Origin of the sequence: Spelaeicoccus albus, assembly GCF_013409065.1 — a bacterium.
Taxonomy (GTDB): Bacteria; Actinomycetota; Actinomycetes; order Actinomycetales; family Brevibacteriaceae; genus Spelaeicoccus; species Spelaeicoccus albus.
Window position 1 is genome coordinate 3,437,859 of the sequence record NZ_JACBZP010000001.1, and the last position, 26,555, is coordinate 3,464,413.

Below are 26,555 nucleotides of genomic sequence, written 5' to 3' on the forward strand. Positions count from 1 at the left end.
TATCTATCTACCTGCGGAAGGACGAGAATTCCCGGCAAGTCGAACGGGCGCGACGTCAAAGCCCGCGCATCGTGAACGCGCGTGCCATCGCCGTCCGCACCGGTGTGGCCAGCGCGGCCCGGAGCGCGAAATCCCGCATTGCCAACTGGCCGCCGGACAGTTGCCGGCCTAACGCCATGTTCAGGCGAGCTTGGCGATCGGCCACCCGTGCCGAGTGCATCCGGCGCCGCGAAAACCGTGCCAAGAGTCGCCGCGTGCGGTCCGGGTCGTCGTCGCGGGCTCGCCCGCGCCGGATGATCGACGCAAGAACCGGCGCGAGGTCGCAAGCGTCCAACCAGCCCAAATTCATGCCTTGTCCGCCGATCGGGCTGATCTCGTGGGCGGCATCCCCGATCGCGATGATGCGGCCGAACACCATTCCGGTCGCCAGTCGGCTGCGGGCGCGGAACGCGCTCAATACGGCGACGGTTGCCGGATCAACGCTTGTTCCGGTCCGGGCACGGATCAGTTCGCTCAATTCCCCCGGCTCGGCGCGGTCGAACAATCCGGGCGTCCGCACCACCCACCGGCGTTGCCGGCCCGGCAGCGGGAACGATTCGACGACGCCATCGGGCTCCACGTGGATGACCGCCCGCGGTCCGTCCCGCGTGGTATCGGCAAAGTCCCCCATCAGATAGGTGTCGGTGAGGTCGACGGTCCGCAGGCCGAGGCCGGACGCCGCACGTACGGTGCTCTTGGCCCCGTCGGCGGCGACGGCGAACTGCGCACGGACAACGACACCCCCGGGCCCGCCGATTTCCACGTGATCGTCGGCCGCGGCCACCGTGCGCACCGGGAACCCGCGCGTCAACGCGCCAGGCGCTGCAGTCCTCAGCGTCCGGCCGAGCACGTCCTCGGTCACGTACTGCGGAACCGTGAGCACATACGGGAAGACGGCCGAGGCCTTTTCGAAGGTCACGGCTCCGACGTCGCGCCCGCGGCTGCGCAGGATGCCGCGGCGCACCCGCACTCCCCCGCGAATCAACTCGCCGGCGATCCCGAGACGCGACAGCGCCGCAAGCGACGGCGGGTGGATACCGATGGCCCGCGAGTGCACGGTCCGACTCGTGCGGGCCTCCAGGACCGTGATGTCGAGTCCCAGAGAGGCGAGCTGACAGCCGAGCAGCATTCCGACGGGGCCGGCACCGATGACTGCCACGTCATACATGCGCGCCGCCTTGATCGAAGACGAGCAGATTGCGTGCCGGAAACTGTGTCATCAGCCGCCAGCCCGGCGGGACGACGGCGCGGAGCTCTGCTGTCGTGTAGCTGCGCCGGATCGAGATCAGGCCGTCCGCGCGGATATACGACCCGCGAAAGAACGGCAACGTGGCGGCGCCAAAGGCCAGATACGCCGGCAGCGAGCGCGCGATGTCGCTGTGGACGGCGCGAATCCGGGTCAGCGCGCGGGAATCGGCGATCAGCCCGTCGAACTCGTCGCCGGAGAGATGGTGGAGCAGATGGTTCGAAACCACGAAGTCGAACGACAGGCCTTCGGCGACCAGGTCCGCCGTGACCGCACACCGGAATTCAACGCCGGACGTCGGCGGCAACCGGCTGACGAATCGGTGAGCCCGCTCGTCCGGGTCGATGGCGGTGATGCGAAGCCGGCTCCCGTCACGGGCCGACCAGCGCGCCAATGCCCGGGGCAGATCCCCGCCGCCGAAGCCGATATCGAGAACCGTCGGATTCAGCCCCCGTACGACCGCGGGCCGCAGGAGCGTGCGGTACAGCTGGTGCCAGCCGGCCACTACCGCGTTGACCGCCCGGAATCCGGCATACGTGCGGTCGAGGCGAACCGGATCGCAGTTGGGCGAATCCATGAATTCGACTGCCTGGGTGTCCCGTTCGGCGAGGTTCACGGCGACGGCCTCAAGCACCCGGCTCTTTGGTCAGCAGAGCGCTTTCGACGGTCAGCCCGGGACCGAATGCCATTGCGCACACGCGTTCCGGTGCGGACGCGGGTTGCCGGAGGATGTGCGCCAGGATGTACAGCACCGTCGCGCTGCTCATGTTCCCGTAGTCACGCAATACCTGCCGCGACGGCGCAAGCTGGTCGGCGCTGAGGTTCAACGTCGATTCGACCTTGTCCAGGATGCTGCGCCCGCCCGGATGGATCGCCCAGCGGTCGACGTCGCTGTACGGACGCGATGCCAGCACGGAATCGGAGGCGAAGAGCGGCGCCATGGCGGCCGCAATGTTCTCGTCGATGATATGGGGCACGTACGTGCTGAGCACCATGTCGAAGCCGTGGTCGCCGATCGTCCACGCCATGTCGTCCTCACCGGTCGGCGTCAAAACGGTTTCGAAGTGGTCCAGGCTCAATGCCGGCTGCCGGGTCGATGGCCGCCGTCCGCTGACGACCGCGGCGGCCGCGCCGTCCGAAAAGACCGACGACGCCACTATCTGGTCCGGGTCGTTCGACGTGCGCACGTGCAATGTGCACAATTCGGCGCTGACGACCAGGACGACCGCTTCGGGCTCGGCCGCGCAAATCGTGGCGGCGGCCCGCAGGGCGGGGAACGACGCATAGCATCCCATGAAGCCGATGTGGTAGCGCTGCACGGAGGGTGTGAGGCCCAGCCGGCGGACGAGCAAATAATCCGGCCCCGGCGCAAAGAATCCGGTGCACGACACGGTAATGACGTGCGTGACGTCGGACGCCGCGAATCCGCCACTCGCTTTCAGGGCCAGTTCGGCGGCTTCGCAGTACAGGCCGGGCGCGGCCCGGATGTACAGATCGTTGCGAACCTGCGTACCCGGGTTCAGCAATTCACCGGATTCGCGGTCGTAGAAGACCGGGGGCTCCTTCGTGTCCTCGGCGGAGAGCTCCGCGATGACCGTGTGGCGGGTGTCGATGCCCGATGCATTGAAGCACGCACCGATCAGCCGTTCGCCGAGACGCGAGATGTCGGGCTGAGCGGCGAATCGATCCCGCGTGACCTCCTGGTCGAGCACGGTGGAGGGCGTGGCCGTCTCGATTGCACTCACATACGCTGACATACTTCACCCTAACGCCGCCGGGCGTGCCGTGGACGGGTGAATGGGCATCGGTCGGACTTGCCGGACGCCGGACGGCGCGGCGCGCACGACGGTCAGCGGCTCATCGAGTCCGAACGCGCGTCATGCCGCTCATCGCTGCGCGCGAGAGACGCCAGGTACTCGTTGTACGCCATGCGGTCGGCGTCGCCGTCCCGGGCGGCTTGCCTGTCCTGTCGCGTGGCGCGGCGGGCGTCGGATTTCTGCCATTCCCAAATGAGCGCACCGATCACGATGAGTGTGGGTAGTTCGGTGAACGCCCAGGCAATGCCGCCGCCGACCGATTGGTCGTGCATCGGGTCGATGCCGAACATGCTGACGTGGTAGTAGTTCACGATCAGCTTGGTCGACATCATGACGACGACGCCGAAGAACGCGTGGAACGGCACTGTGACGAAGATTTCGATCAAGCGCAGCATCGTCGGGTCGATCTTGGCCAGCGATTTCGACTTTTCACGCGGCGACGGGTCGACGCCCATGACGTTCCAGAAGTACAGCATGCCGATCAGCACGAAGTGGATCAGCATGAGGTTGTGACCCCACATGCGGCCCATCAGGAAGTCGAACGCCGGCGTGAAGTACAGGCCGTACAAGCTCATCAGGAACAACACGACCGTCACTGCCGGATGAGTGAAGAATCGCGCGACACCGCTGTGGACAAGGCGCAACAGAAGCCGTCGGGCGTTCCATCGTCCGCGTCCGGCCGGCAGCACGCGAAGCATCAGGGTGATGGGCGCGCCGAGAACGAGGAACACCGGCGAGAGCATGCTGAGCATCATGTGCTGGATCATGTGGATGCTGAACAGCTCCATGCCGTAGCCGTCGACCCCGTTGGCCGTGACGCCAAGCACCGTGACAATGCCGAGTGCCCACCAAATCGTACGGGAAACCGGCCATTTGTCCCCACGACGGTGCAGAATGCCGACGCCTACCGCATAGGCAAGCAAGGCGGCCACCGTCAAAGTCGGCACGACGGGAATGGGCTGCAAATGGATCCCGATGACGCGCGCAAACGTCGGCGGATCCATCGGCATCCACATGTCGCCGGTCATGGGCGGCATCTGCATGCCGCCGGTATGCCCGCCGGAGTTGCTCCCGGCGGCGGCCAGCAGCACGACTCCCCCAACGCTCACGTCGATTCACCTTTCAGCAGATCCTGGAGACCGGCCCGTGTGCAAACGAGTCGGCCCATCCAGGATATCGCGCGGCGCACGGGCGGTTGATGTGTCACCGGACACTCGAGAAATTTGGCGGCCGGCCCGCGCCGCTCACGCGAATGCGGTCAGCGCCCCGTCGACGAAAGCATCCAGATCGCCGGGATTGCGACTTGTCACGAGCGTCCAACCGTTTGCCGTGCACGTCTTCACCTCGGCATCGATCCAGTTGCCGCCGGCGTTGCGGATGTCCGTTTGCAGGCTTGCCCAGCTCGTCAACGTCTTGCCGCGCAGGACATCGGCCTCGACGAGAGTCCACGGTCCGTGGCAGATCGCGGCAATCGGCTTGCCGGCAGTCGTGAAACCCTTCACGAAGTCGACGGCGTCGGCGTTCAGCCGCAGTTGGTCCGGATTGGTCGTGCCGCCCGGCAGTACGAGGCCGTCGTAGTCCGATACGGACGCCGACTGGACGAGCGTGTCGACCGCGAACGTATCGGCCGGATTCACGTCACCGGTGAACGCCTGCACGGTGCCGGCTTCGGTCGACAGCAGCTCGGGCGTGCCGCCGGCGTCCTTCACAGCTTGCCACGGCGTCGTCAATTCGACCTGTTCGACACCGGACGGCGCCATCAGAAATGCAATTCGTTTGCCATTCAATGCGTGTGCCATTGTGAGCCTCCTATGTTGTGCGGTATCAGGGATTCGTGGACAGTCGTTCGCGGATGAAGCGCACGACGCGCCGTCTCGCTTCGTAAGCCGGGTGCCCGTCGTATTCGCGTACCTCTCCGGTCAGCACAGAGTGCGCCGAGCGCGAGAAACCAGCCGCGTTACCGGGAGACGAGTCGAGTTCGATCACTTCGAACGCGTCTCCGAGCCGTGCCGTCAAGGTGGCGAAACGCTCGGCCGGAACCGACGAGTCCCGGCTGAATCGTAGCCCCAGAACGCACAGGCCGTCATCGGTGCGCTCGGCCACCCGGTCGAGCTCGCCCGCTGACACGCCCGGTGATCGGCGGTGTTCGCGGCCGATCGGTCCGGGTATGGCGGGCTGGCTCATCACCGGCGCGAGAACTGCGTCGTCGACCGCCAACGCCAATGCGAAGTTGCCGGTGAAGCACATGCCGATGACCGCGACTCCTCTTCCCGGCGTCCGCCCCGCCAAGTCCCGCGCCACAGCCCGCAGGAACTCGGTCAGCGGGCGGGCGGCGTTGACCGCGAATGCGCGTATTTCGCGCGAGATGCACAGTCGTGCTGCGACGCCGGCCGCGTAGCCGGCGGATACTGGGCGTCCCGGGGTGCCGAACGGCGACGGAATTGTGACGGTGAAGCCCTCGTCCACCAGATGCTGTGCGAGACCGAGTACCTCCGGGGTGATGCCCGGGAACTCGGGAATCAGCAGAACGCCGGGGCCGGCGCCCTTTTCAAAGATGTCATAGGACATGCCGGCGGCGTCGAACACCGTCGCCGTCCAGCCGGATAAGTCGGACGTCGGTGCCGTATCGGCCATGCGACCACCCGCGATTCTTCGAGAGGACTCCAGTTTAGGTGACGCCTCGGACACGTGCCCATCAGGCGACGGTAAAGCTGCCGCGGACAGTGATTGTCGTACGGCTGACTCCACCGAATCCGTAATCCGTGAGGAATTTGAGCGAGTCACGGTATTTCCCCGTGCTGCCCGGGCCGGCCGGCGAGAATTTGCCGTCGAAATAGTGGCTCTTCGACGCGGTATGAGCAGTCCCGGATTTCGACGATCCCGCGTGCGTGTACTTCATGCCGGTCTCGTGGACTTTGCCGACAACAAGTTTTTGCAGACTCGTGTTGATGCGGTACCCCCACTTCACTGTTGAGCCGTCGCACGGGTGCAGCAGGTGGAGCGAGCCCTTGTCGGTGGAGCGGACTTCGGGTTGCCCGCAATGCAGGACCGTCGTCGAGCCGCTCATGCGCGACAGCCGCGCCGGCGCCCCGGCGCGGCGGCCGGCTTCCTTCAGCGCCTTTTTGCGCGGTACCGGTTTGTCGAATTCGATGTGCACAGTCACCGTCGTACCGCCCGTGACCTGCCGGACGTCGACCGATTTCGTGGTCTCGGACGTCGGGGCCTGCGCTGCATGCGCGGGCACGCCGACTCCAAAGCTCGCCGCGGCTGCCGCCAGGACGACTGCGACAACGACCCCGAGACGGTTCGTCAGTGAGAGCACCGTCGAACGGGAGCCTGTATGACACTGTTTCGAATTCATCAGGTCCAGGGTGACAAAACTCCGGCCGGTTGGCTAATCCATGCCGCGCCGGCGGGCCCGACGAGTCACGTCGGTCAGTGACCTCGGTAGTGCGGTTTGCGCTTCTCGCTGAACGCCGTGATGGCCTCGAGCAGGTCGTCGCTGGGCAGGAATGCAGCATTCCAGGTGGCGACCTCGCGCAGTTCGGAGGCGATTCTCGCCTCGCGTTCGGCGGTGAGGGTCCGCTTTGTCCCATAGACGGCGGCGGGCGGGTTGGCCGCGATCTCTTCCGCCATCGCCCGCGCCGCATCCAGGACGGCGTCGTGCGCGGAGTTGACCAGGCCGATCCGCTCGGCCTCGTCGGCGGCAATGTCCTTGCCGGTCAATGCCAATTCGCGCAGTCGTCCTTGCTCGATGATTCCCTCCAGCCGCTGCAGACTGCCCAGATCGGCGACGATGGCGACCTTGACCTCGCGCACGCTGAATTTGGCATCGCGGCCGGCCAAACGGACGTCCGCTGCTGCAATCAAGTCGACTCCCCCGCCGACGCACCATCCCGACACGGCCGCGATGACCGGTTTGCGGCATGTGGCCACCGAGGTGATGGCCGCCTGCTTGCCCCGGATATCGGCAAGTAATTCGGCACGTGCGGTCGCGCCGGCGTCCGGCCTCACATGCTCGCCCCATGAAGCCAACAGATCGTTCAAATCGAGACCGACGCTGAAATTGCGCCCCGCGCCGGTCAGAACGACGGCCCGCACGTCCTCGTCGGCGTCGAGAGCATTGAACACGAGCGGCAATTCGTGCCAGAACGCCGAGCCCATGGCGTTGCCGTGCCCGGTCCCGGTGAGCGTGACTGTGGCGATATGCCCGGCGACGTCCACCGCCAGGGTCGTCAGATCGCTTGGCAGGGTCGATGTCATTGCTGCGGCTCCTTCGTCATCGCGTGCACACGGCTAGCAGCGTACCGGCCGGCCCCGACGGCGTCCGGCCGTTGGCCCAAATGGCGCGGACGTCGCGCGAGAGTTCGAGATCCGCCAATGCCACCTCGACCAGCGTGCCGGCAGCCAATTCCGCTTCGACGCTCAACCGACCGAGCACCGTCGCGGCGTGGCCGGCCGAGATGGCTTCCTTGATGGACGTGGTGGACCCAAGCTCCATTGACGGTTTGATGGTCAGGCCGTGCACGTCGAGTGCCCGGTCGAGCACTTGCCTGGTACCGGATCCCGGCTCACGCAGAACGACCGGCGCTTTGGCCAGCTTGGCTGCCGTGACCGGTGCTCCGGACTTCGCCCACGGGTGCGTCGGCGCGACAACCAGCACGAGGTCGTCGTGGCTGACGATGATGGAGTGGACCTCCCGCGGGGCGGCCGGGCCCTCGACGAAGCCGAGTTCCGCGTCGCCCGCGGACACGAGAGCGACAACGCGTTCGCTGTTCGCCGGTTGCAGCGAGACACTCACATCGGGCAGGACGGCGTTCAGCTTCATCAGCCACATCGGCATCAGATAGTCGGCAACCGTGAGCGACGCAGCGACCTGCAAACGGGATTGTCCGGCCTGCGACAACGTGAGCACGTTTTTGCTGAACTCCGCACCGGAGCGGACAAGATCCCCGGCCCACCCGACGACGACTCGGCCGGCGTCGGTCAGCGTCGAGCCCGACGTCCGGCGATCCAGCAACACGATGCCCATGTGGCGCTCCAGTGCGCTCAAGCGCTGACTGGCTGCCGGCTGGCTGATGGCGAACCGCCTGGCGGCTGCGCCCACGCTTCCGGTCTCGTCGACGGCAATGAACAACGCGAGCGCTTCGAGGTCCGGCAGTCGGCTAGTTGGCGGTGACATCGACGTTTTAGCCATAGGCACAGCTTATGACCTCCTCGAAAATCTGCGTCTACCGGCTCGCACTCTCGCGCGGCACAGTGGAATTGACCATGCGATTTCGGCAATTTTCCGAAGCAATTCTAAGGACCCGAGTGACAAACGACCGCACCACCGCCATGACCGACTCTTCGCCCGCGGCGCCGCCCGCGCCGTCGCGACCACGTACGCTGCTGCGTCTCCTTCCGGGACTCGCGTTGACCTTTGCCATCGCCGTGGTCGCCACGATTTTGGGTACGTTCGTCCCGGTCGTCGGCGGACCGGTATTCGGCATCGTGATCGGGGTGCTCCTGGCCGCGTTCCTTCGCCCCGGCACCGTTCTCGATTCGGGAACGAAATTCTCGAGCAAGCGGATTCTGCAGGCCAGCATCGTCGTCCTGGGCAGCGGCCTGTCACTGACGCAGGTCGTCTCGGTCGGCGCCGCATCGCTGCCCGTCATGCTCGGCACGCTCGCTGTCGCGTTACTCGGCGGCTGGCTCCTGGGGAAGGCGCTTCGAGTCGACGGCGAAATCGGCACGTTGATCAGCGTGGGCACCGGAATTTGCGGCGCGTCGGCAATTGCCGCGGTGACTGCCGTCATCGACGCCGCAGAGTCGAAGGTTGCGTACGCCATCGGCACCATTTTCACGTTCAATGTGGCCGCCGTGCTGGTGTATCCGACGCTTGGACATCTGCTCGGCCTGTCTCAGCACGCTTTCGGCTTGTGGGCGGGCACGGCCATCAACGACACGTCGTCAGTCGTTGCAGCTGCGTACACGTACGGATCGTCGGCCGGCGCGTACGGTGTCGTGGTCAAGCTGACCCGCACCCTCATGATCATTCCGATTTCCGTCGTGCTGGCGTTGTTCGTTGCCCGGCGGCGGTCTCGCGCGTTGGAACTTGCTCCGGACGGCGGCGCGGCTGCGGCGGACGGCGGCACGACTCGCCGGCGCGTGCCATGGAAGAAGATCGTTCCGCTGTTCATCGTCGGATTCCTCGTCGCCAGCGCGCTGGATTCAGTGGGCGCCATCCCGGACTCGTGGCATGCGCCGCTGAGCTTTGCCGGCGTATTCATGATCACGATGGCCCTCAGCGGTATCGGATTGTCGACGCGGCTGGCCACGTTGAAATCGGCCGGGCATCGTCCCTTGCTGCTCGGCGGGATCCTGTTCGTGCTCGTCGGCGCCAGCAGCCTGTTGTTGCAGGCCGCGACCGGCACGCTGTAGCGGGCCGGGAGATCGAATTCGAGCTAGAAATTCTCCCGAATGAATTCCTCCACTGTCCCTTTTCGATCGTGCGCGTCCGCTCGGCCGAAAGCTTCGACGGCCTTATCCAGGTTGTCGAGTGACTCGGCACGGCGTCCGGCTCTGAATAACGCACGGCCGTAGAGATAGAACGCCTCGGCGGCATTTTGCGAGGCGATGCTGGCCGAGAGCTCGCAAACGGGCTCAAGCACGCCGATCGCCTCTTCGTATTCGCCGGCAAGATAATTCCAATGCGCTCGAGTCACGGCGAGCAAAAGATGGTCCTCAGTGCTGCCGCCGACGATTTCGGCAGACATTTCAGCACGTTCAATGCAGCGCAGAGTTGCCGCGTCGGCGATACCGGCCGCGAGGCGCATCGCCGCCGAGCCCTTGTTGAACTTGCCCCACAACTCGAGGTCCTTGCTCGGAGAAAAAAGCAGGAATGCCCGTTCATGATATTCGAGCCCGTTCTCGATGTCGTCGCGCAAAAACGCCACGTTGCCGATAGCCCAATAGGCTTTGGCCGCCAATTGATCGTCCGGCAACTCGGGGTCCATATCGCGAATCAGAGACTCGCAGGCGAACCATGCCGCGTCGAGATCGCCGCGCTCGGCGTTGACGGCAATTGCCGTGCATTGGCACTTGACCCAAAGAACCGGATCCTCCTCCGACCCGCACGCAAGTTGCACCGCACGCTTAACCGCATTATTGGCCTCGCGGAGCCGGCCAAGTCCTTGCAAAACGATTGCCTCGAGGTTCAAGGCCCGTCCCTCGCGGCCAGGGTCTTGCCGCGCCAGCTTTCCAGTAACGAGTTCTTGAATAATTTCAAGGGCCTCAGGCAATTCTCCGTCGGCACAGAGGCAGTCAGCCTGAAGGAACCTCATTTCCCACCAAGATTCGCTATCGTTGCTCTTCGCCGCGTAATCAGCAGCAGTGACAGCTTCCCTCGCGGCTGCGGCGTAATCGTGATCCCACTGGGATTGCCGAGCCCTGAGCTCGGCCAAGAGGTACGTACTTGACGTCGTAGACGGCGGCATCCCTCTATTATCCCTTATTAACTGATAAATGCATCAATTAGCGATACTCGAAAAGATTGAAAAACGAAGTAGCGCTAACTCTCAAGTTTTCGCGATATACTCAGTCTGCTCCACGAGCTTTTGCCCGCGCACACATTGAATAGAGGTCCATCATGAAAAAATTCGCCGCTTCGCTCTTACTGGCCGGCGCACTCTCGCTTGCTGCTGTCGGTGTGGGGTCCGCGGTCAGCGCGACCAGCCCTGACTCGACTCAAGGCAGCATCGCAATCGGATGGTGGCCAACCACCAGCGCCGTCGGACAAGGAATCGGCCTCTAAACCAGCAACAGCGACGCGTGCCCGCCGGGCTTGCGGCAGGATTTCTCAGATTTTCTGCCGCGGATCCGGCGGGCATACGTGTTTTGTCGGACTGTGAAGTAATCACTTTTTAGTCACCAGTGGTAAGAACACTTCATCGATAATGGACACCGCCACCTCGTCGGGTACCTCTTTGAGCGTCATCATCAGCTCCTGCCGATAAAGGTCGAACGGTACCGCGATCACTCGCGGGGTGAGCTTCGCGGGGTCCGCCTCTCCGCGCTGGATGGCGCGGTCAAGAACTCCCTCCATGGCACTGGTGCGCTCCGAGAGAAAAGCGCTGCGCAGCTCGGCGATCCCCGTACCCGTCTCGGCGTAATGGCCCCCCAACTGTTGCATCAGCTGGAGCCCGATCCGTGACCGTGAGCGGTTCGCTTGGCGAAGCAGCTCGATCATGTCGCCTCGCAACGTTCCCGTGTCCGGCACGGCAGTCTTCTGCTGGGCCCCCGCCCGCGCAGCGGCCGCGAGGAGTAATTCAGCTTTGCCGGGCCACCGACGATAGACGACGGCGCGGCTCGTTCTGGCACGGTCGGCCACCGACTCAATAGTGAAGTGGTCGTACCCCTTTTCGATGAGTTCTTCCCATGCGGCGTCCAGCAGCGCAGCCTCCAGCGCGGCGCCGCGGCGACGTTTCGGTGTGTGATCCCGAGAATCATCAATAAGAGACATTGTGTTTCTTCTCCTCAAGTTCTATTTTAGATACATAATGTGTCTTAAGGAGCGGCAGATGTCCAATACGAAGACCGAATCAGCCAAAGTCGACCCCGCGGTATGGCGTGCGGTATGGACAGTGCTCGTCGGCGGGTTGGCGGTGCTATTCGACACGACAATCGTCGCCGTTGGGCTGCACACGCTTGCCGGCGACTTGCACACGTCCGTCGCCACAATCCAGTGGGTCACGACCGCCTATCTCCTAGCTCTCGGCATCACCATTCCGATTACCGGCTGGGCACAACGAGTATTGGGCAGCAAGCGGCTATGGATCACGGCACTCACCCTGTTCCTGATCGGTTCGGTACTCTCCAGCCTAGCGTGGAGCGCCGGCAGCCTGATTGCATTTCGCGTCGTCCAAGGAGTCGGCGGCGGCGTGATGCTGCCGCTCACGGCTGCCCTCGTCGTCCAAGCCGCAGGCGGAAAGAACCTCGGCAAGATCATGTCCGTCGTAAGCCTGCCCGCGGTGCTCGGGCCGATCCTCGGCCCCGTCGTCGGCGGACTCATCCTGCAGCATCTGCATTGGTCGTGGATGTTCTGGGTGAACGTGCCGTTCTGCGTAGCGGGGATCGTGCTCGCCGCGCTCATGCTACCGAAGGATGGTCCGATCCGCCGGATGCCGCTCGACGTCCTCGGCTTCGTGCTCATGTCTGCCGGGTTGGTCGGAGTGTTGTGGGGCATTTCAAACTCCAGCAGGACCGGTGGTTTCAGCAGGACCGATGTCGCCACGCCACTCATTGCCGGCCTTGTACTACTCATCGCCTTCGCGGCGTGGGCGCTACGACGGAAAGCAAGCGCGCTAGTGGACGTGCGGCTGCTGAAGCACTGGCCGCTCGCATCGTCGTCGATCCTGCTGTTCCTGTCCGGTATTACCTTGTACGGCGCGATGCTCTTGTTGCCCTTGTACTTTCAGGAGTTGCGCGGGACGACGGTGCTGATAGCCGGCCTGCTACTCATCCCGCAGGGCCTTGGCACGCTGGCAAGTCGGTCAATTGCGGGCAAGTTATCCGACGCCATGGGCGCACGCTGGTTGGTCGTGGCCGGATTTCTCATCGCGCTGCTGGGCACGCTGCCGTTCGCCTATGCTAACGCGCACACCAATGAGTGGTGGCTCATGGCGGCGCTGTTCATACGCGGCATAGGCCTCGGTGTCGTGACGATTCCGCTGATGGCGCTTGGTTTCCGCGGAATGGAACGCGCCGACGTACCCGACGCGAGCATCATCACCCGAATCGCCACGCAGGTAGGTGGTTCGTTCGGCGCCGCCGTCCTCGTGGTGATCCTTGCCGGCGCGGCCGTCGGCGCATCCTCGACAGCTTCCCTGACGGACGCGTTCCAGCAGGCGTTTTGGTGGGCCACCGGGTTCGCCGGCGCCGGGGTGTTGATCTCGTTGGTCCTACCTGGACGGCTTCCGGAACAGGATGAGTGATGATGACGCCGCGGGAGATTTCCACTTCTTGTCACCCCTGGCCGATATCCTTTCATCGATAGGAGAACAGGAATCGAGGTCGGAGATCGCAATGGTTGAATCGTTCAAGATGGACAGGACGAAAGCGAGCCTCGGCAAGGCAGTCGACGGTATCGGCATGTTCGCGCGGAGCACCTCAGCGCAGTTGCTCGGGCAGGCCGGCGGTCTCAAGGACGCTGCCACGGACACCGTTGAGAAACTCACCGCGAAGAAGCCTGACCCCTACGATGCGGCTATAACCAAGTACAACGGCGCGTTCACCGCGATGAATGACAGGGGCCTCTCACTCCTGGGTCAGCGCGAGCGATCGGCGGACTTGATCGAGCTCGTTGAGCTGCTGGTGAATAGCATTGCTAACACCCCGAAGTCGTTCGAGACCGTCTTCGACGAGATTGACGTCCACAAAGCCCAATTCCTGGAGGCGGAGGAGTTCGCCCGGAAGGACCTTGAGGCTGCGCGAAAGTCGGCTGCTGGAGCCGGAACCGGGTTCACCGCGGGCGCAGCGATCGCGAGCATGGCTCCGACAGCGGCGATGTGGGCCGCCACCACATTCGGTAGTGCATCGACCGGCGCCGCGATCTCCACCCTCTCCGGGGCTGCGGCAACCAATGCCGCTCTGGCCTGGCTCGGAGGAGGGGCTATCGCAGCTGGAGGCGGGGGGACTGCTGCGGGCACCGCACTGCTCGCCCTCGCCGGCCCCATTGGTTGGACGGTTGCTGGAGCTACGCTCCTCGCGTCGATTGCACTGTTCGCCAAGAAGAAGTTCGAGAACCGCGAGGCGAAGCAGAAGGCACTGACCGCAGTGAGGCAGAACGCCGCGCTCGTCGAAGGCATGGACGCCCAGATCGCCGATCTCCTCCAGCGCAGCGCCTTCCTACGCGAGCTGCTCATAAAGAGCTATGGCGAAGCACTGGAATTATTTGGCGCCGACTTCGCCGCGCTGACTACGCCGCAACAGTCCCGGCTCGCCGCATTGGTAAACAACACGAAGGCCTGCGCCGTACTGTTGAGCAAGCGGATCAAGCAGGACACCGATAATGAGTGATGCAGCAAAACTCATGAAGAGCAACCAGGAGCAGGCTGTTGCTTCTTGGGTGGGCTATCTTAACCAGCTCCGGCTGGACAATCTGCTGAGTTCTCTCAGCCGACTGGACGTAAACCTCCAGGATGCGCTTACCAGCATCGACGAGGCGATCAGGAAGATCGATCTCGAAGTAGTCGCTGCCAATCGCGGCGGTGTGAAGGGCATGCACGGCTTTATCGCCGAGGTCGCCGAGGTGGGCGTCGGCAATGCTCGGAGCCAAATTTTAGCGGAGGGCACCGTCTACCAGTGGGTGAACGATAACGGCCCCGTGGATCTGATGCGCAGCGGTATGGAGATTCAGCAGAAGTTTGTCGCGGCTGGCGGTCGCTTCGGTCTCGGCGCGATCGCAGAGCACTTATCGAAATACCCCGAGTTCGTTAAGAACGGCGGAAAATACCAGATCCCCGGCAACCACTTCGCGGTAATCCAGCATTTGCACGCCATGCCACCGGAGGAGGCGAGTAAATCCCTGACGCGTAGTGGCGACGGACCGTCGCTCAAAGACTGGGAGCGAATCCATTCCTTCTTCCACGATGGCTCTGTCAGCATTGAATCGCTCGAACCTTCGAAATTGGATTACCACGAAGTGCAAAGAGGCGCGTACAGCTCAACATTAAAGGCAGAAAAGAAGTCCCTTCATTCCACCGACCAAGCCCTACGAGACAACGCCTATAAGAAGAGCCAGCCATCGCTTCAGGAGGGCGCAAAGGCCACGCTGGCGTCCACCGCGGTCGAAGGCGGAGCCGCTTTCGTTCTGGCCGTGGCAAAAAAGCGCCGTGAGGGCAAGAAGCTCACGATGTTCACGAGCGAAGACTGGATCGACATAGCGGACGACACCGGCTTCGGATTTTTCGAAGGCGGTGTCCGAAGCCTCAGCGTTTACTCGCTCACGAACTTCACCGCTACGTCCGCAGCCGTCGCCAGCTCGATCGTCACCGCTGCCGTCGGCGTCGCGGAGCAGGCAAACAAGCTTCGCCGCGGCGAGATCGACGAGCTAGAGTTCATCGAAACCGCAGAGCTTGTCTCCCTGGAAGCCGCCGTAAGTGCGCTGTCCTCCTTCGTCGGACAGGCACTCTTCCCAGTGCCCCTACTCGGAGCCGTGATCGGCAACACCGTCGGCACCATCATGTACAAGACCGTCTCATCTTCCCTCTCCGAGCGGGAGGCGAGGCTGATCGAGCGCTACCGTAGCGAGCAGCGCGCGCTCGACGAACATCTCGCCACCGAGCACCAGGAGCTCATCGAGAAGCTCGATGTAAGCATGTCTGACTACCTCGCGGTGCTCGAACGGGCCTTCTCGCCCGACGTGGAGGCTACCCTCCTCGGATCGGTTGACCTCGCACTGGCCCTCGGCGTGGCCTCGGAAGACGTCCTGGATTCCGACGAGAAGGTCTTCGCGTACTTTCTCGAGTAGCGACATCGCCCTCATATGACGATGCACGGATACTTCGGGGACGTGTAAGTACCGTCGATATGCCATTCAGGTTGATATCGCGTTCGACAAGCGCAATGCGAGGAATGACCAGAAGTTCGAGGCAGTCCGCATTGAGTGGTGACGAGCGGCTCCCGGCCCGCATCGAGTGGTAGCGAGTGGCTGAAAAATCTCTGATTTTTCAGCCACTCGCCACCACTCGGCGAAAAATGGACAGCGCCCGCGCAACGGACGATGGAGAGTATACGAATAGTCACACAATTTGGTGGAGCTGAGGGGACTCGAACCCCTGACCCCCTGCATGCCATGCAGGTGCGCTACCAGCTGCGCCACAGCCCCAAAATCGCCCGTACGGGGCAACTCGATCAATACTAATATGCTGCGACCTTGAGGCCAAATCGAGGGGCACCCGGGCGCTGTCCTTCCCTGAGTTCACAGTCGAATCGGCTAGGCTGACAGCGTGCCACGCCATGACCAGATGCAGCTGACCTCGGGCGCCGGCGATGTGTCAATCCATTACTGGACATACGGGGTCGAAGCGGGCGACGCTCCTGCGTCGACGATCGTCATGATCCACGGATTCCGCGGCGACCATCACGGCATGCAACTCATCGCCGAGGCGCTGCCGGGCCACCGCGTGATAGTTCCCGATCTGCCGGGCTTCGGCCTCAGCGGCCTCTGGCCGGCCGGCCACGGCCTCGATGGGTTCACCGACTTCCTTTCGGCATTCATCGATCACCTGAAGCTGCCGGAGCCGCCGGTCCTTCTCGGGCATTCTTTCGGCTCGATCATCTGCGCCGAATTCGCCGCCACTTTTCACGACGCCACCAGTCATCTCGTCCTGATCAACCCGATCTCCTCCCCCGCGCTCCAAGGGCCGCGGGCCGCCGCCACCAAACTCACTATCGGGTATTACCGCGCCTCCGCCGCCCTTCCCGAGCCACTCGGGTTGCGTCTCTTACGAAACCGCGCCGTCGTCCGGCTCATGAGCGTCGCCATGGCGAAGACTCGCAATCCCGAACTCCGCCAATACATTCACGCCCAACACGACGCCCACTTTTCGTCGTTTGCCGACCGCACCGCGCTACTCGATGCGTTCCGGACGTCGGTTTCCCACACCGCCGCCGACCGTGCGGACGAAATCCGCACGCCGACTCTCGTCCTTGCCGCCGATCGCGACGACATCTCGCCGTTGACCGACCAGCAACGACTGCACGACCGCATCCACGGCTCCGAGTTCGTCGTCGTGGCGGGCGTCGGTCACCTCATCCATTACGAAGCACCGGCCCTGGCCGCCACAATCATCGAGGAGTTTCTCGCGTGAAGATCTTTTTCGACGCCCGATTCACCCGCACTCGCCATCACGACGGGATCAGCCGTTACGGCTCCAACTTGTTGGCCGCTTTGTCGGAGCTGGCCCCGGTGACCGGAATCATCCACGACGACGCGCAGCGTGCCTTGCTGCCCACCGGCGTCCCGTACGTCAAACTCATCTCCCCGATGTCGCCGGGCGAGCCGGCGCTGCCGGCTGCGCTCAACAGGTTGGGGGCGGACGTCGTGTTCTCACCCATGCAGGTGATGAGCTCTTTCGGGCGCAAATACAAGCTGATTCTGACCCTGCATGACCTGATCTATTATCGCCACCCCGAGCCGCCGCACGACCTTCCGGTCGCGGTGCGCGCCGCCTGGCGGCTGTATCACAAGGCGTACTGGCCACAGCGCCGTCTCCTCAATCGCGCGGATGCCATCGCGGCAGTCAGTGAAACCACGGCGGGCATGATCGCCGACCATAAGCTCACCAAACGACCGGTGCACGTGATCGGCAATGCCGCGGACCCGCCCACCGACCTGCCTCCCCTGACCAACCGTCACGATGCGAAAAGCCTTGTCTACATGGGTGCGTATCTGCCCTACAAGAACGTGGAAACGCTTATCCGTTCCCTCGAGTTCTTACCCGGATACACGCTGCATCTCTCCAGCCGGATCGAGCCGTATCGCGAGGCGCAATTACGCGAGCTCGTGCCGAACGGCGCCACCGTACAGTTCCATCACGGTGTCACCGACGACGAATACCACGACCTGCTCGATCATGCGACGGCGCTCGTGTCCGCATCGCTCGACGAGGGCTTCGGGCTACCGCTCGTCGAAGCCATGAGCCGGCGCACGCCGATAGTGGTCAGCGACTTGCCCATTTTTCACGAGATCGGCGACGAGAAGGCGCTGTATTTTCCGCCGACGGACGCCGCGGCACTGGCCCGGCAGGTCCGTTCTCTGGAAGATCCCGGTGACTGGGAGGCCCGTGCCACGGCCGGTCCGTCGCGCGCAGCCACTTTCAGCTGGTCCCGTTCCGCTCGCACCTTGCTCACCGTGATGGAAGACCTGTGCGGCGAATCGGCCGGATCTCCTCGACTCTAATCAGCGACGACGCCCGGGCCGAGGTTGAATTGCGTCAAGGTCAACCCTTGACGGCGTTGTTCCAAGACCGCCCAATACGAATTCTGCGGCACGGCGAAACGATCCCATGAGCTGAGCGGAAGCTCCAAGAGCTGGCCGACGGCGCCGCGCAGCGAGCCGCCGTGGCCCACGACGACGAGAGTCCCGCCGGCTGTCGAAGCGATGTATTCCTTGATGGCATCCGCCACCCGTGTCGCGGACGAGCGCCTGGACTCGCCGCCGTGGGTGGGGTCGTCATTGCCTCCGGTCCAGCTGGTCAACTCGTCCGGCCATCTCTGCTGGACCTCCGCCCGGGTGAGCCCTTCCCATTTGCCGTACGCGGTCTCACGGAGTCTGCTGTCGCTTTCGGGCTCGATATGCACCAGCTCGGCGAGCGCAGCAGCCGTTTGCGTGGCCCGGCGAAGGTCGGAGGTGACTATGCGCACCGGCCTGGCCGACGCGATCACCGGCGCGGACCTGCGCACCTGAGCACGCCCGCTATCGTCGAGTTCGGTATCGATATGTCCTTGGAATTTGCCCGTGTTATTGAACGTGGTTTGACCGTGACGCCACAGAATGACGGTTTGCGCGGTCATACTGTGCCGTCTCCGCGGCCGGACGACGCCGACACGCTCACGTCGAGCACCGGGCAGTCTTTCCACAAGCGTTCCAGGCCGTAGAATTCACGGTCTTCCTGGTGCATGACGTGCACGACGATGTCGCCGTAATCAATCAGCACCCAGCGAGCGTCGCGATAGCCTTCGCGCCGTAGCGCTTTGAAACCATTGTCGCGCAGCTTGTCCTCGACTTCGTCGACGACGGCCAGTACCTGCCGTTCGTTGGCAGCCGACGCAATCACGAACACGTCACTGAGCGCCAACCGATCGCTGACGTCGATGGCCACGATATTGTCCGCAAGTTTCTCGGCCGCCGCGCGAGCGGCGATTTCCGTCAGCTCACGGGCCTCGGTGGTTGCGCTCACAAATCAGTCCTCACGTCGGGTCAACCTCACAACATCACCACGCCGATGATCGCCAGCGCAATACCGACCACGACGATTGCGCCCAGCACTATCAACAAAGTCGTCGACGGGCCGCGGCGGCCGAGAACCGGCTCGTCGGTGTTGACGGCTCGGCTGGCGCGCAACGGCGGCGCCGGTGGATCGTCCACTTCGGAGCCGTCGTCGAAATCGGACCCGCTCGGCGACCCGGATTTCGAGACCGGCGCCGTCACCGGCCGAAGAGAGCCGGTGGTTCCGGCCTCGGACAACGGCATGGCACCTGTCACGACCGACACCTGAGCCGTTGCCGGCGGCTTGATGACCGGCATCTTTCTCGGCTTGTCCTGCGCGGATCCGCCCGCGGCCGAATGCTTGTCGGTGGAATGCTTGTGCGATCCGTGCCCTATCTCGGTCTCGGTCGCTGTCGCCCAGGCGGACGCCGGGAAGCGCGTTGCGCCCGGAGGCAACGGAACCTGCCGGTCGCCCGTCGATTCGGGTTCCGGGCCGGTCGGCTCGCCGAACGTCCCCTTCCCGGTTGACGTCTGCCGGGTTTCCGATCCGGCGGCCGGCGGCTGAGCGACAGGAGGCGTCTCGGACCCGGCGTCGAGATTTTGATTGGCCGGCTTTTGATCGGCCTGCTTTTGGCTGGCCGGCTTTTGGCTGGCCGGCTCATTCCCGCCCGGAGTTTTGCCGCCGAGCTTCTTGGCACCGGATTTCTTACCGCCGGCCTTGGCTTGCTTGTTTCCGCCTTGCTTGTTTCCGGCCTGCTTGTTTCCGCCTTGCTTGTTTCCGGCCTGCTTGTTTCCGCCTTGCTTGTTCCCGGCCTGCTTGTTGCCGGCCTGCTTGTTGCCGATGGAGGTTTTGCCTGGCGAAGCCGCAGCGCCGGATTTGCCGTCGCCCGGAGCATCGACCGCGGTCTCGGAAAGCCCTGATTCTTTCGTCTGCGATGAATCCGCATCGACGGCGTCGGGAGCAGCCTCTTGATCGACAAGCGCCTCGTCGGGCTTGTCGGCTTTGCCGGGCTCGTCGAGCGTCGGTGAATCCGCCGGCGTCTCGCGGATCGATGCTGCACCGGTCGACTGCTCGCTTGCCGCGGCCGCCGGCGCACCGGCGGATGCCTCGGAAGTTCCGTCCGCCGGGCCGTCGTCGGCCGGCTGGTCCAGACCGTGCTCGCGCAGGTAGCGTTTCAAGGCCGCTCGCGACGAGAACGTCGGTTCGCCGGCAAGTTCGGTGGCGGACTTCGCCGCAGCCCCGTCGTTGCCGAGTTCGGCGGCCGAATCGGCCCGGGCATCCGGTTTCGCGGTGTCATCGGGACCGTCGGCAACTGCCGGGGCGGCGCGCTGTCGGCGCGGGCGCTTCCACGGATCCTTGCGACCGCCGGACGGCGACGCAGCGACGGACGGCTCGGAGTCATCCCGACCGTTCCCATCGCCGTGACGGCTCGAAGCGGCAGCGCGCCGAGGCGGGACCGGACCGACTTGGTTCGCGTTCTCGTCGTCCTCGTCCAAATCGTCATCGCCGTCCGGAACCGGCGTGCCGCGAGTGAAAGTCGGCACCGGCGCCGTATGCGCGCCGTGGTGATGTTCGGCAACGTCGGGCTCGGCGGTGGCCCCGTCCGAGGCTGCGTCCGGTTCGGCGGGCGCGTCGGACTTCGCGGCTTCGGACGGCTTCGCCTCGGTCGGCCCGCTGGATTGCGCGGCCTCCCTCGCTGCCCTCTCGGCTTCGCGGCGGGCACGGCGCGATAAGAACTGGCCGTCAGCATTCGTACTATCAGGCATTATCACTCCGATACAGCGCGTACTTGGAAATGTACTGGACGACGCCGTCCGGCACCAGGTACCAGACCGGTTGCCCGTCGGCCACCCGGGAACGGCAGTCGGTCGACGAGATCGCCAACGCCGGGATCTCCAATAGGCTCAAATGGTGGTCGTCGATTCCCGAACTTTCCAAGTCGTGTCCCGGCCGCGTCACCCCGACGAAATGGGCGAGGTCGAATAGTTCGTTCGAGTCCTTCCACGAAATGATTTGCTCCACGGCGTCCGCACCCGTAATGAAGAACAGCTCCGCGTCCCGGTAATACCCGCGCAGATCGCGCAGCGTGTCGATCGTGTAAGTCGGGCCGGGCCTGTCGACGTCGACGCGGCTGACCGTGAATTGCGGGTTGGACGCCGTCGCGATAACCGTCATGAGGTACCGGTGTTCCGCGCCGGTGACGGTGCGGGATGCTTTTTGCCACGGTTTCCCGGTCGGCACGAACACGACCTCGTCAAGTGCGTACTTGGCGGCGACTTCACTGGCAGCAACGAGGTGGCCGTTATGGATGGGATCGAAAGTGCCGCCCATGACACCGACCCGGCGGTTTTTGATCACCATTCAGTGGCGGTGCGAAATACCGCGCCAGCTCAGGGTGATCCCCAACAAGACCAGGAAAACAATAAACGCGATGACGCCGAACGCCCAACTCGGCATCGGCAACTGCCGCTCAGCCTCTTCTGCGGCCTGCAAAAGCAGTGAGCTCTTCATGTCCAACCTTTCATCCGCACCTCGGCACGGGATTATTCTTAAGATATGTGTGACCTTATTGTGTCATGACCGGCCCGTCACGAGCATGCGGCCCCGCCGCCCGCATCGCCGCGGATCTGCCCGTTGCCAAGCACTATCCACTTCGTCGTCGTCAGCTCCGACAATCCCATCGGGCCGCGCGCATGCAACTTTTGCGTTGAAATGCCCACTTCGGCACCCAAACCGAACTGCCCGCCGTCCGTGAACCGCGTCGACACGTTGACCCCGACCGCTGCCGCGTCCACGGCTGCAGTGAATTTGTTCGCCGATCGAAGGTCGTTCGTCACAATGACCTCGGTGTGACCGGACGAGTACGCGTCGATATGCGCGATGGCCTCGTCGAGGCCCGGGACGACGGCGACGGCCATCTCCAGCCCCAAGTACTCGCGCACCCAGTCGCGGCGCGTGGCGCGCCGCACCTTCACGCCGTCCGGCGCAAGTTCGCCGGTCGCCGCATCACCGTGAATCACCACGCCCGCCGCATCGAGCGCGGACAGCAGCTTCGGGAGCAGCCGTTTGGCGGCCTTTTCGTGCACCAGCAGCGTCTCGGCGGCATTGCACACGCTGGGACGTTGGGTTTTCGAATTGAGCACGATCTCGGTGGACGACTTCAAATCGGCGCTCGAATCCAAGAACACGTGCACATTGCCGACGCCCGTTTCGATCACGGGGACGAGTGACTCCTGCACAACTGTTCGGATCAGGTCGGCGCCGCCGCGGGGAATCAGCAGGTCGACGAAATCGCGGGCCCGCATCAGTGCCCGGGCCCCGTCGCGACCGTAATCGTCGATCCCCGTGAAGACGTCTGCCGGCAGCCCTACCGATTCGACCGCCCACCGCAGCACGTCGATCAGCACTTCGTTGCTGTGGATCGCGGCACTGCCGCCGCGCAACATGACGGCGTTGCCGCTCTTCAACCCAAGAGCCGCAATGTCGACCGTGACATTGGGCCTGGCCTCGTAAATGACGCCGATGACGCCCATGGGCACGCGGATCTGCGTGAGTTGGATGCCGTTGGGCAACGTCGAGCCGCGGACGACGTCGCCGACCGGGTCGGGCAAGGCCGCGACGTCCCGCAAGGCCCCTGCGATGTCGCCCAGCCGTTCGTCCGTCAGCGTGAGCCGGTCGAGCATTGTCGTACTCATCCCCGACTCGCGTGCAGCTGCCACGTCGCGCGCGTTGGCGCCGAGGATGCGGGGGCTCTCGGCAATGACCGCCTCCGCCATGGACAGCAGTGCCTTGTTCTTGGTGGCGGTGTCGGTGACGGCTAGTGCCTTTGCGGCCTTGACCGATCGCCGGGCAGCGCGCTCGACGCCGCGGACGGCGCGCTTGTCCAGTTCATCGCCGGGGGCGGCGGCAGCGTGGGAGGTCGTCATGGCTCTAGCCTAATTGCTACCGGGGTTCGGTCATGATCAGGTCGTCACGATGCACGACCTCGCGGTCGTGGTCGGGGCCGAACAGCTCCACGAGCTCTTTCGTCGACTTGCCGTACATGCCGGGCAGCTCCTCGGACGAATAATTGACCAGCCCGCGTGCCACGACCGCGTCGGGCCCGACGATTTCGATCGGATCCCCGGCATCGAACTCGCCCGACACCCCGACGATGCCGGCGGCCAGCAACGACTTGTGGCCGTCCCGCAGCGCACGGACGGCGCCGGCGTCGACATGCACGCTGCCGTGCACGTCGGCAAGATGGGCAAGCCACAACAGCCGGGTGCTGCGCCTTCGGTGCGTGATGGTGAAGCACGTGCCGACGTCGCCGCCCGACATGATGTCGCCGACGTGCGCTGCCGACCCGACGACGCTGGGGATGCCCGACTCGGCGGCGATCTGCGCGGCCCGCACTTTGGTGGCCATACCGCCGGTACCGACGCCGGACTCCCCCACGCCGCCGACGGCGACCTCCGCCAGATCGGCCGGTCCCCGGACCAGTTCGACCCGTTCCGACCCGGGTCGACCCGGAGGCTCGGTGTAAATGGCGTCGACGTCCGAGAGCAGCACGAGCGCGTCGGCATGCACCAGGTGCGCCACCAGCGCGGCCAGCCGATCGTTGTCGCCAAAGCGGATCTCGTGCGTGGCAACCGTGTCGTTCTCGTTCACGATCGGAAGCACGTGCATGCCCAGCAGCTTTTCCAGCGCGCGCTGAGCATTGCGGTAATGCGTGCGGCGGATCAGGTCGTCCGCGCTGAGCAACACCTGGCCGGCCAGGACGTCGTGACTCATCAAGGCTTCGTTGTAGCGGGCCATCAGCAGGCCCTGGCCCACGCTTGCCGCGGCCTGCTGCGCCGCCAGATTCTTCGGCCGTTTGGCCATGCTGAGCGGTGACAGACCGGATGCGATGGCACCCGAGGACACCAGGATCACCTCGCGACCGGCCCGGTGTTCGCGCGACAGGGCGTTCGTCAGTGCGAAAAGTCGTCCCAGGTCCAGGCCGCCGGACATGGACGTCAACGACGACGATCCGATCTTCACGACTATCCGTTTGGCGTCGGCGATCCCGGCGCGGGCATGCCGCACCAGGGCGCCCGGAAGCTCTGACGCGGACGTGTTCACGAGCCGGCACCGCCGGAGTCGGTTCCGCCCGCGTCGTCCCGGCCGGCGTGTTCGTCGTCCGACTCGTGCGCGTCGGACGACGTCCCCGTCCGGCTTTCCGCCGGGCCGGGAGAGCCGGTCCAGATGCCCGATCGCCGTTGTTCTTCGTGTTCGGCACGGGCCTCGGCCTTGGCGTCCATCCGTTCGTGGAATTCGCGACGCTTTTCTTCACGGGTGGGCCGATGGTGGTCACCGAGCCGCAGATCCGTTCCGCGCGGGCCGCTCAACATCTCGGCGCCGCCGACCAGTGTGGGCTCCCAGTCGAAAATCACGCCGTCGCCGGGACCGATCACCACCGTCGACCCGGGGACGGCTCCGGTGCGGAACAGCTCGTCCTCGACGCCGGCACGCGCGAGCCTGTCGCCCAAATATCCCACCGCCTCGTCGTTGGCGAAGTCGGTCTGATGCACCCACCGTTCCGGCTTGTCCCCCAGAACGCGGAAAATCGGCCCGTCGGACGTGTTCTCGCGGCGGACCGTGAATCCGGCGTCGCCGCGAGGCTTCGGCCGGACGACGACTCGCGGCGCGTCCGCCCGCGCCCGAGCCGCCCTCTCCCGGTCCGCCTTGACGATGTCGGCCATGGCGAAGGACAACTGCCGCAAGCCTTCGTGGCTGGCTGCCGACACGTCGAATACTCGGTATCCGGCGGCCTCGAGGTCGGGGCGCACTATGTCGGCCAGGTCGCGGCCGTCCGGCACGTCGATCTTGTTGAGCACGACGAGTTTGGGTCGTTCATTGAGCGGCGGCAGGCCTTCCTCGCCGCCGAGCGCCTCGTCGACCGAATAAGCGGCAAGTTCGTCTTCGATCTGCTGCAGATCGCTGGCCGGATCCCTGTCGGTTTCCAGCGCAGCGCAGTCGAGAACGTGCACCAACGCTGCGCAGCGTTCAACGTGACGGAGGAATTCCAGTCCGAGACCCTTGCCCTGGCTGGCTCCGGGAATCAGGCCCGGCACATCGGCGATCGTGTACCGGACGTCGCCGGCCTGCACGACGCCGAGGTTCGGCACCAGGGTGGTGAAAGGGTATTCGGCGATCTTCGGCCGCGCCGCCGACATGGCGGCGATCAGGCTCGACTTGCCGGCCGACGGGAACCCGACGAGCGCGATATCCGCGACGGTCTTGATCTCGAGAAGCACTTCGCCCTCGAATCCCGGCTCGCCCAGCAATGCGAAACCGGGAGCCTTGCGCCGCGGCGATGCCAGTGCAGCGTTCCCCAGGCCGCCGCGGCCTCCCGCGGCCGCGACGAAGCGGGTGCCGGCGCCGATCATGTCCATGAGGATCTCGCCGTCCGGACTCTTCACCACCGTGCCGTCGGGTACCTGCAGCACGAGGTCGTCGCCGTCGGCTCCGTGGCGCATATCGCCCTTGCCCGGACCGCCGTTTTGAGCGTGCCGGTGCGGCGAATGATGATACGGCAGCAGCGTCGTGGTCTGCGGGTCGACCTCGAAGATGACGCTTCCGCCGCGGCCGCCGTTCGCGCCGTCCGGCCCGCCCAGCGGCTTGAACTTCTCCCGGTGCACCGAGGCACATCCGTGCCCGCCGTCACCGCCGGAGACGAACAGCTTGACGCTGTCGACGAACTGGGTGGCCATGAGGCTCCTTCCGGCCGGCCGGGCCGGTCGTGGTTGCCGGGCACCCGGGGGCGCCCGATACGCGAAGAGGGCGAGTCCGTACCGGACCCGCCCTCAATCGTGAGTTGTGAATGCTCTGGTTACAGGGCCGCTTCGACAATGTTAACGACCTTGCGTCCGCCTTTGGTGCCGAACTCGACGGCTCCGGCCGACAACGCGAACAGCGTGTCGTCGCCGCCGCGGCCGACGCCCTGGCCGGGATGGAAATGCGTGCCGCGCTGGCGCACGATGATTTCCCCGGCGTTGACAACCTGGCCGCCGAAGCGCTTCACGCCGAGACGCTGCGCGTTCGAGTCGCGGCCGTTACGTGTTGAACTCGCACCCTTTTTGTGTGCCATGAGGAGTGTTCCCGCCTTCTTAAGAAATTGCAGCTTACTTGATGCCGGTGACCTTGAGCTTCGTCAGCTCTTGGCGATGACCCTGGCGCTTTTTATAACCGGTCTTATTCTTGAACTTCTGAATGACGATCTTCTCGCCGCGCAGGTCCTCGATGACCTCGGCGGTCACTGTGACCTTGGCCAGATCGGCAGCGGTCGACGTCACCGTCTCGCCATCCACCAATAGAACGGGAGCGAGGTTGACGGTTTCACCGGCCCCGGCCTGAACACGGTCAACGGTCAGCACGTCACCAACGGCCACCTTTTCCTGCCGGCCGCCGGCACGAACAATCGCGTACACCACGTCTGTACTCACTCTCTACATCGAT

At 64.5% G+C, this 26,555-nt stretch carries 28 protein-coding genes and 1 tRNA gene; 7 read left to right on the plus strand and 22 right to left on the minus strand.

Translation table 11 applies throughout. The annotated features are described in order from the left end of the window. Positions 1-55 precede the first annotated feature (55 nt). From BJY26_RS15880 to BJY26_RS15920, 9 genes are all read right to left on the minus strand, one after another. Positions 56-1,207, minus strand: a complete 1,152-nt coding sequence (locus BJY26_RS15880; protein ID WP_179429163.1) for an FAD-dependent oxidoreductase — start codon at positions 1,205-1,207, stop codon at positions 56-58. Then, positions 1,200-1,919, minus strand: coding sequence for a class I SAM-dependent methyltransferase (locus BJY26_RS15885; protein ID WP_237248757.1), 720 nt, complete (start codon positions 1,917-1,919; stop codon positions 1,200-1,202). Before BJY26_RS15885 ends, BJY26_RS15880 begins: the two co-directional genes overlap by 8 nt. Continuing rightward, the gene (locus BJY26_RS15890) at positions 1,912-3,042 is read right to left on the minus strand and encodes a type III polyketide synthase (protein ID WP_179429164.1); all 1,131 of its coding nucleotides are present in this window, start codon (positions 3,040-3,042) and stop codon (positions 1,912-1,914) included. The genes BJY26_RS15885 and BJY26_RS15890 overlap by 8 nt, the downstream gene beginning before the upstream one ends. Before the next feature lie 92 nt (positions 3,043-3,134). Then, positions 3,135-4,211 (minus strand): cytochrome c oxidase assembly protein, encoded by a 1,077-nt coding sequence (locus tag BJY26_RS15895; RefSeq protein WP_218852464.1) that lies wholly within the window; start codon positions 4,209-4,211, stop codon positions 3,135-3,137. A gap of 135 nt (positions 4,212-4,346) precedes the next feature. Further along, positions 4,347-4,901: a type 1 glutamine amidotransferase domain-containing protein gene (locus BJY26_RS15900; RefSeq protein WP_179429165.1), complete on the minus strand. Its 555-nt coding sequence runs from the start codon at positions 4,899-4,901 to the stop codon at positions 4,347-4,349. Positions 4,902-4,926: 25 nt separating this feature from the next. Next, on the minus strand, positions 4,927-5,736 hold the full coding sequence (locus tag BJY26_RS15905; RefSeq protein ID WP_179429166.1) for a dienelactone hydrolase family protein: 810 nt from the start codon (positions 5,734-5,736) through the stop codon (positions 4,927-4,929). 61 nt (positions 5,737-5,797) lie between these two features. Next, the gene (locus BJY26_RS15910) at positions 5,798-6,463 is read right to left on the minus strand and encodes a hypothetical protein (RefSeq protein ID WP_179429167.1); all 666 of its coding nucleotides are present in this window, start codon (positions 6,461-6,463) and stop codon (positions 5,798-5,800) included. A gap of 74 nt (positions 6,464-6,537) precedes the next feature. After that, positions 6,538-7,365: a crotonase/enoyl-CoA hydratase family protein gene (locus BJY26_RS15915; protein ID WP_179429168.1), complete on the minus strand. Its 828-nt coding sequence runs from the start codon at positions 7,363-7,365 to the stop codon at positions 6,538-6,540. Positions 7,366-7,381: 16 nt separating this feature from the next. Continuing rightward, positions 7,382-8,299, minus strand: a complete 918-nt coding sequence (locus tag BJY26_RS15920; RefSeq protein WP_179429169.1) for a LysR family transcriptional regulator — start codon at positions 8,297-8,299, stop codon at positions 7,382-7,384. Positions 8,300-8,415: 116 nt separating this feature from the next. Between BJY26_RS15920 and BJY26_RS15925 the strand changes: the two genes are divergently transcribed. After that, complete coding sequence (locus tag BJY26_RS15925) at positions 8,416-9,525, plus strand: YeiH family protein (RefSeq protein ID WP_237248756.1); 1,110 nt, start codon at positions 8,416-8,418, stop codon at positions 9,523-9,525. Between the two features lie 23 nt (positions 9,526-9,548). On the opposite strand, the gene BJY26_RS15930 is transcribed toward BJY26_RS15925, so the two are convergent. Next, the gene (locus tag BJY26_RS15930) at positions 9,549-10,547 is read right to left on the minus strand and encodes a tetratricopeptide repeat protein (RefSeq protein ID WP_179429170.1); all 999 of its coding nucleotides are present in this window, start codon (positions 10,545-10,547) and stop codon (positions 9,549-9,551) included. 185 nt (positions 10,548-10,732) lie between these two features. Here BJY26_RS15930 and BJY26_RS15935 point away from each other — a divergent pair, with 185 nt between their 5' ends. Further along, positions 10,733-10,897, plus strand: a complete 165-nt coding sequence (locus BJY26_RS15935; RefSeq protein WP_179429171.1) for a hypothetical protein — start codon at positions 10,733-10,735, stop codon at positions 10,895-10,897. Positions 10,898-10,999: 102 nt separating this feature from the next. On the opposite strand, the gene BJY26_RS15940 is transcribed toward BJY26_RS15935, so the two are convergent. Next, entirely contained in the window at positions 11,000-11,605 is a 606-nt protein-coding gene (locus BJY26_RS15940) for a TetR/AcrR family transcriptional regulator (protein ID WP_179429172.1), read from the minus strand. A 58-nt stretch (positions 11,606-11,663) separates the two neighbouring features. Here BJY26_RS15940 and BJY26_RS15945 point away from each other — a divergent pair, with 58 nt between their 5' ends. The 3 genes from BJY26_RS15945 (at position 11,664) to BJY26_RS15955 (ending at position 15,613) form a co-directional block, all read left to right on the plus strand. After that, positions 11,664-13,076 (plus strand): MDR family MFS transporter, encoded by a 1,413-nt coding sequence (locus BJY26_RS15945; protein WP_179429173.1) that lies wholly within the window; start codon positions 11,664-11,666, stop codon positions 13,074-13,076. Between the two features lie 91 nt (positions 13,077-13,167). Then, entirely contained in the window at positions 13,168-14,160 is a 993-nt protein-coding gene (locus tag BJY26_RS15950; protein WP_179429174.1) for a hypothetical protein, read from the plus strand. Continuing rightward, a complete protein-coding gene (locus BJY26_RS15955; protein ID WP_179429175.1) occupies positions 14,153-15,613 on the plus strand; it encodes a hypothetical protein in 1,461 nt (486 codons plus the stop codon). The genes BJY26_RS15950 and BJY26_RS15955 overlap by 8 nt, the downstream gene beginning before the upstream one ends. A gap of 281 nt (positions 15,614-15,894) precedes the next feature. Here the strand turns inward: BJY26_RS15955 and BJY26_RS15960 are convergent. Beyond that, positions 15,895-15,970: transfer RNA gene (locus tag BJY26_RS15960), tRNA-Ala, on the minus strand. 121 nt (positions 15,971-16,091) lie between these two features. Between BJY26_RS15960 and BJY26_RS15965 the strand changes: the two genes are divergently transcribed. Then, complete coding sequence (locus tag BJY26_RS15965) at positions 16,092-16,955, plus strand: alpha/beta fold hydrolase (protein ID WP_179429176.1); 864 nt, start codon at positions 16,092-16,094, stop codon at positions 16,953-16,955. Then, positions 16,952-18,046, plus strand: a complete 1,095-nt coding sequence (locus BJY26_RS15970; protein ID WP_179429177.1) for a glycosyltransferase family 4 protein — start codon at positions 16,952-16,954, stop codon at positions 18,044-18,046. The genes BJY26_RS15965 and BJY26_RS15970 overlap by 4 nt, the downstream gene beginning before the upstream one ends. Here the strand turns inward: BJY26_RS15970 and BJY26_RS15975 are convergent. The 10 genes from BJY26_RS15975 to rplU form a co-directional block, all read right to left on the minus strand. Continuing rightward, positions 18,043-18,660, minus strand: coding sequence for a histidine phosphatase family protein (locus tag BJY26_RS15975; RefSeq protein ID WP_179429178.1), 618 nt, complete (start codon positions 18,658-18,660; stop codon positions 18,043-18,045). The two genes, BJY26_RS15970 and BJY26_RS15975, sit on opposite strands and share 4 nt — an antisense overlap. Further along, on the minus strand, positions 18,657-19,046 hold the full coding sequence (gene rsfS / locus BJY26_RS15980; protein WP_179429179.1) for a ribosome silencing factor: 390 nt from the start codon (positions 19,044-19,046) through the stop codon (positions 18,657-18,659). Before rsfS ends, BJY26_RS15975 begins: the two co-directional genes overlap by 4 nt. A 26-nt stretch (positions 19,047-19,072) precedes the next feature. Then, positions 19,073-20,842: a hypothetical protein gene (locus BJY26_RS15985; RefSeq protein WP_179429180.1), complete on the minus strand. Its 1,770-nt coding sequence runs from the start codon at positions 20,840-20,842 to the stop codon at positions 19,073-19,075. Further along, positions 20,835-21,437, minus strand: coding sequence for a nicotinate-nucleotide adenylyltransferase (gene nadD, locus BJY26_RS15990; protein WP_179429181.1), 603 nt, complete (start codon positions 21,435-21,437; stop codon positions 20,835-20,837). Before nadD ends, BJY26_RS15985 begins: the two co-directional genes overlap by 8 nt. Beyond that, on the minus strand, positions 21,438-21,587 hold the full coding sequence (locus BJY26_RS15995) for a hypothetical protein (protein WP_179429182.1): 150 nt from the start codon (positions 21,585-21,587) through the stop codon (positions 21,438-21,440). Positions 21,588-21,664: 77 nt separating this feature from the next. Then, positions 21,665-23,002 carry a glutamate-5-semialdehyde dehydrogenase gene (locus BJY26_RS16000; protein WP_179429183.1) on the minus strand — a complete coding sequence of 446 codons (1,338 nt, stop codon included), beginning with the start codon at positions 23,000-23,002 and terminating at the stop codon, positions 21,665-21,667. Positions 23,003-23,018: 16 nt separating this feature from the next. Then, positions 23,019-24,179, minus strand: a complete 1,161-nt coding sequence (proB, locus tag BJY26_RS16005) for a glutamate 5-kinase (RefSeq protein ID WP_179429184.1) — start codon at positions 24,177-24,179, stop codon at positions 23,019-23,021. Continuing rightward, the gene (gene obgE / locus BJY26_RS16010) at positions 24,176-25,810 is read right to left on the minus strand and encodes a GTPase ObgE (RefSeq protein ID WP_179429185.1); all 1,635 of its coding nucleotides are present in this window, start codon (positions 25,808-25,810) and stop codon (positions 24,176-24,178) included. Before obgE ends, proB begins: the two co-directional genes overlap by 4 nt. Positions 25,811-25,929: 119 nt before the next feature. After that, entirely contained in the window at positions 25,930-26,187 is a 258-nt protein-coding gene (gene rpmA / locus BJY26_RS16015) for a 50S ribosomal protein L27 (protein WP_179429186.1), read from the minus strand. Positions 26,188-26,221: 34 nt separating this feature from the next. Beyond that, complete coding sequence (rplU, locus tag BJY26_RS16020; protein ID WP_179430022.1) at positions 26,222-26,530, minus strand: 50S ribosomal protein L21; 309 nt, start codon at positions 26,528-26,530, stop codon at positions 26,222-26,224. Positions 26,531-26,555 lie beyond the last annotated feature (25 nt).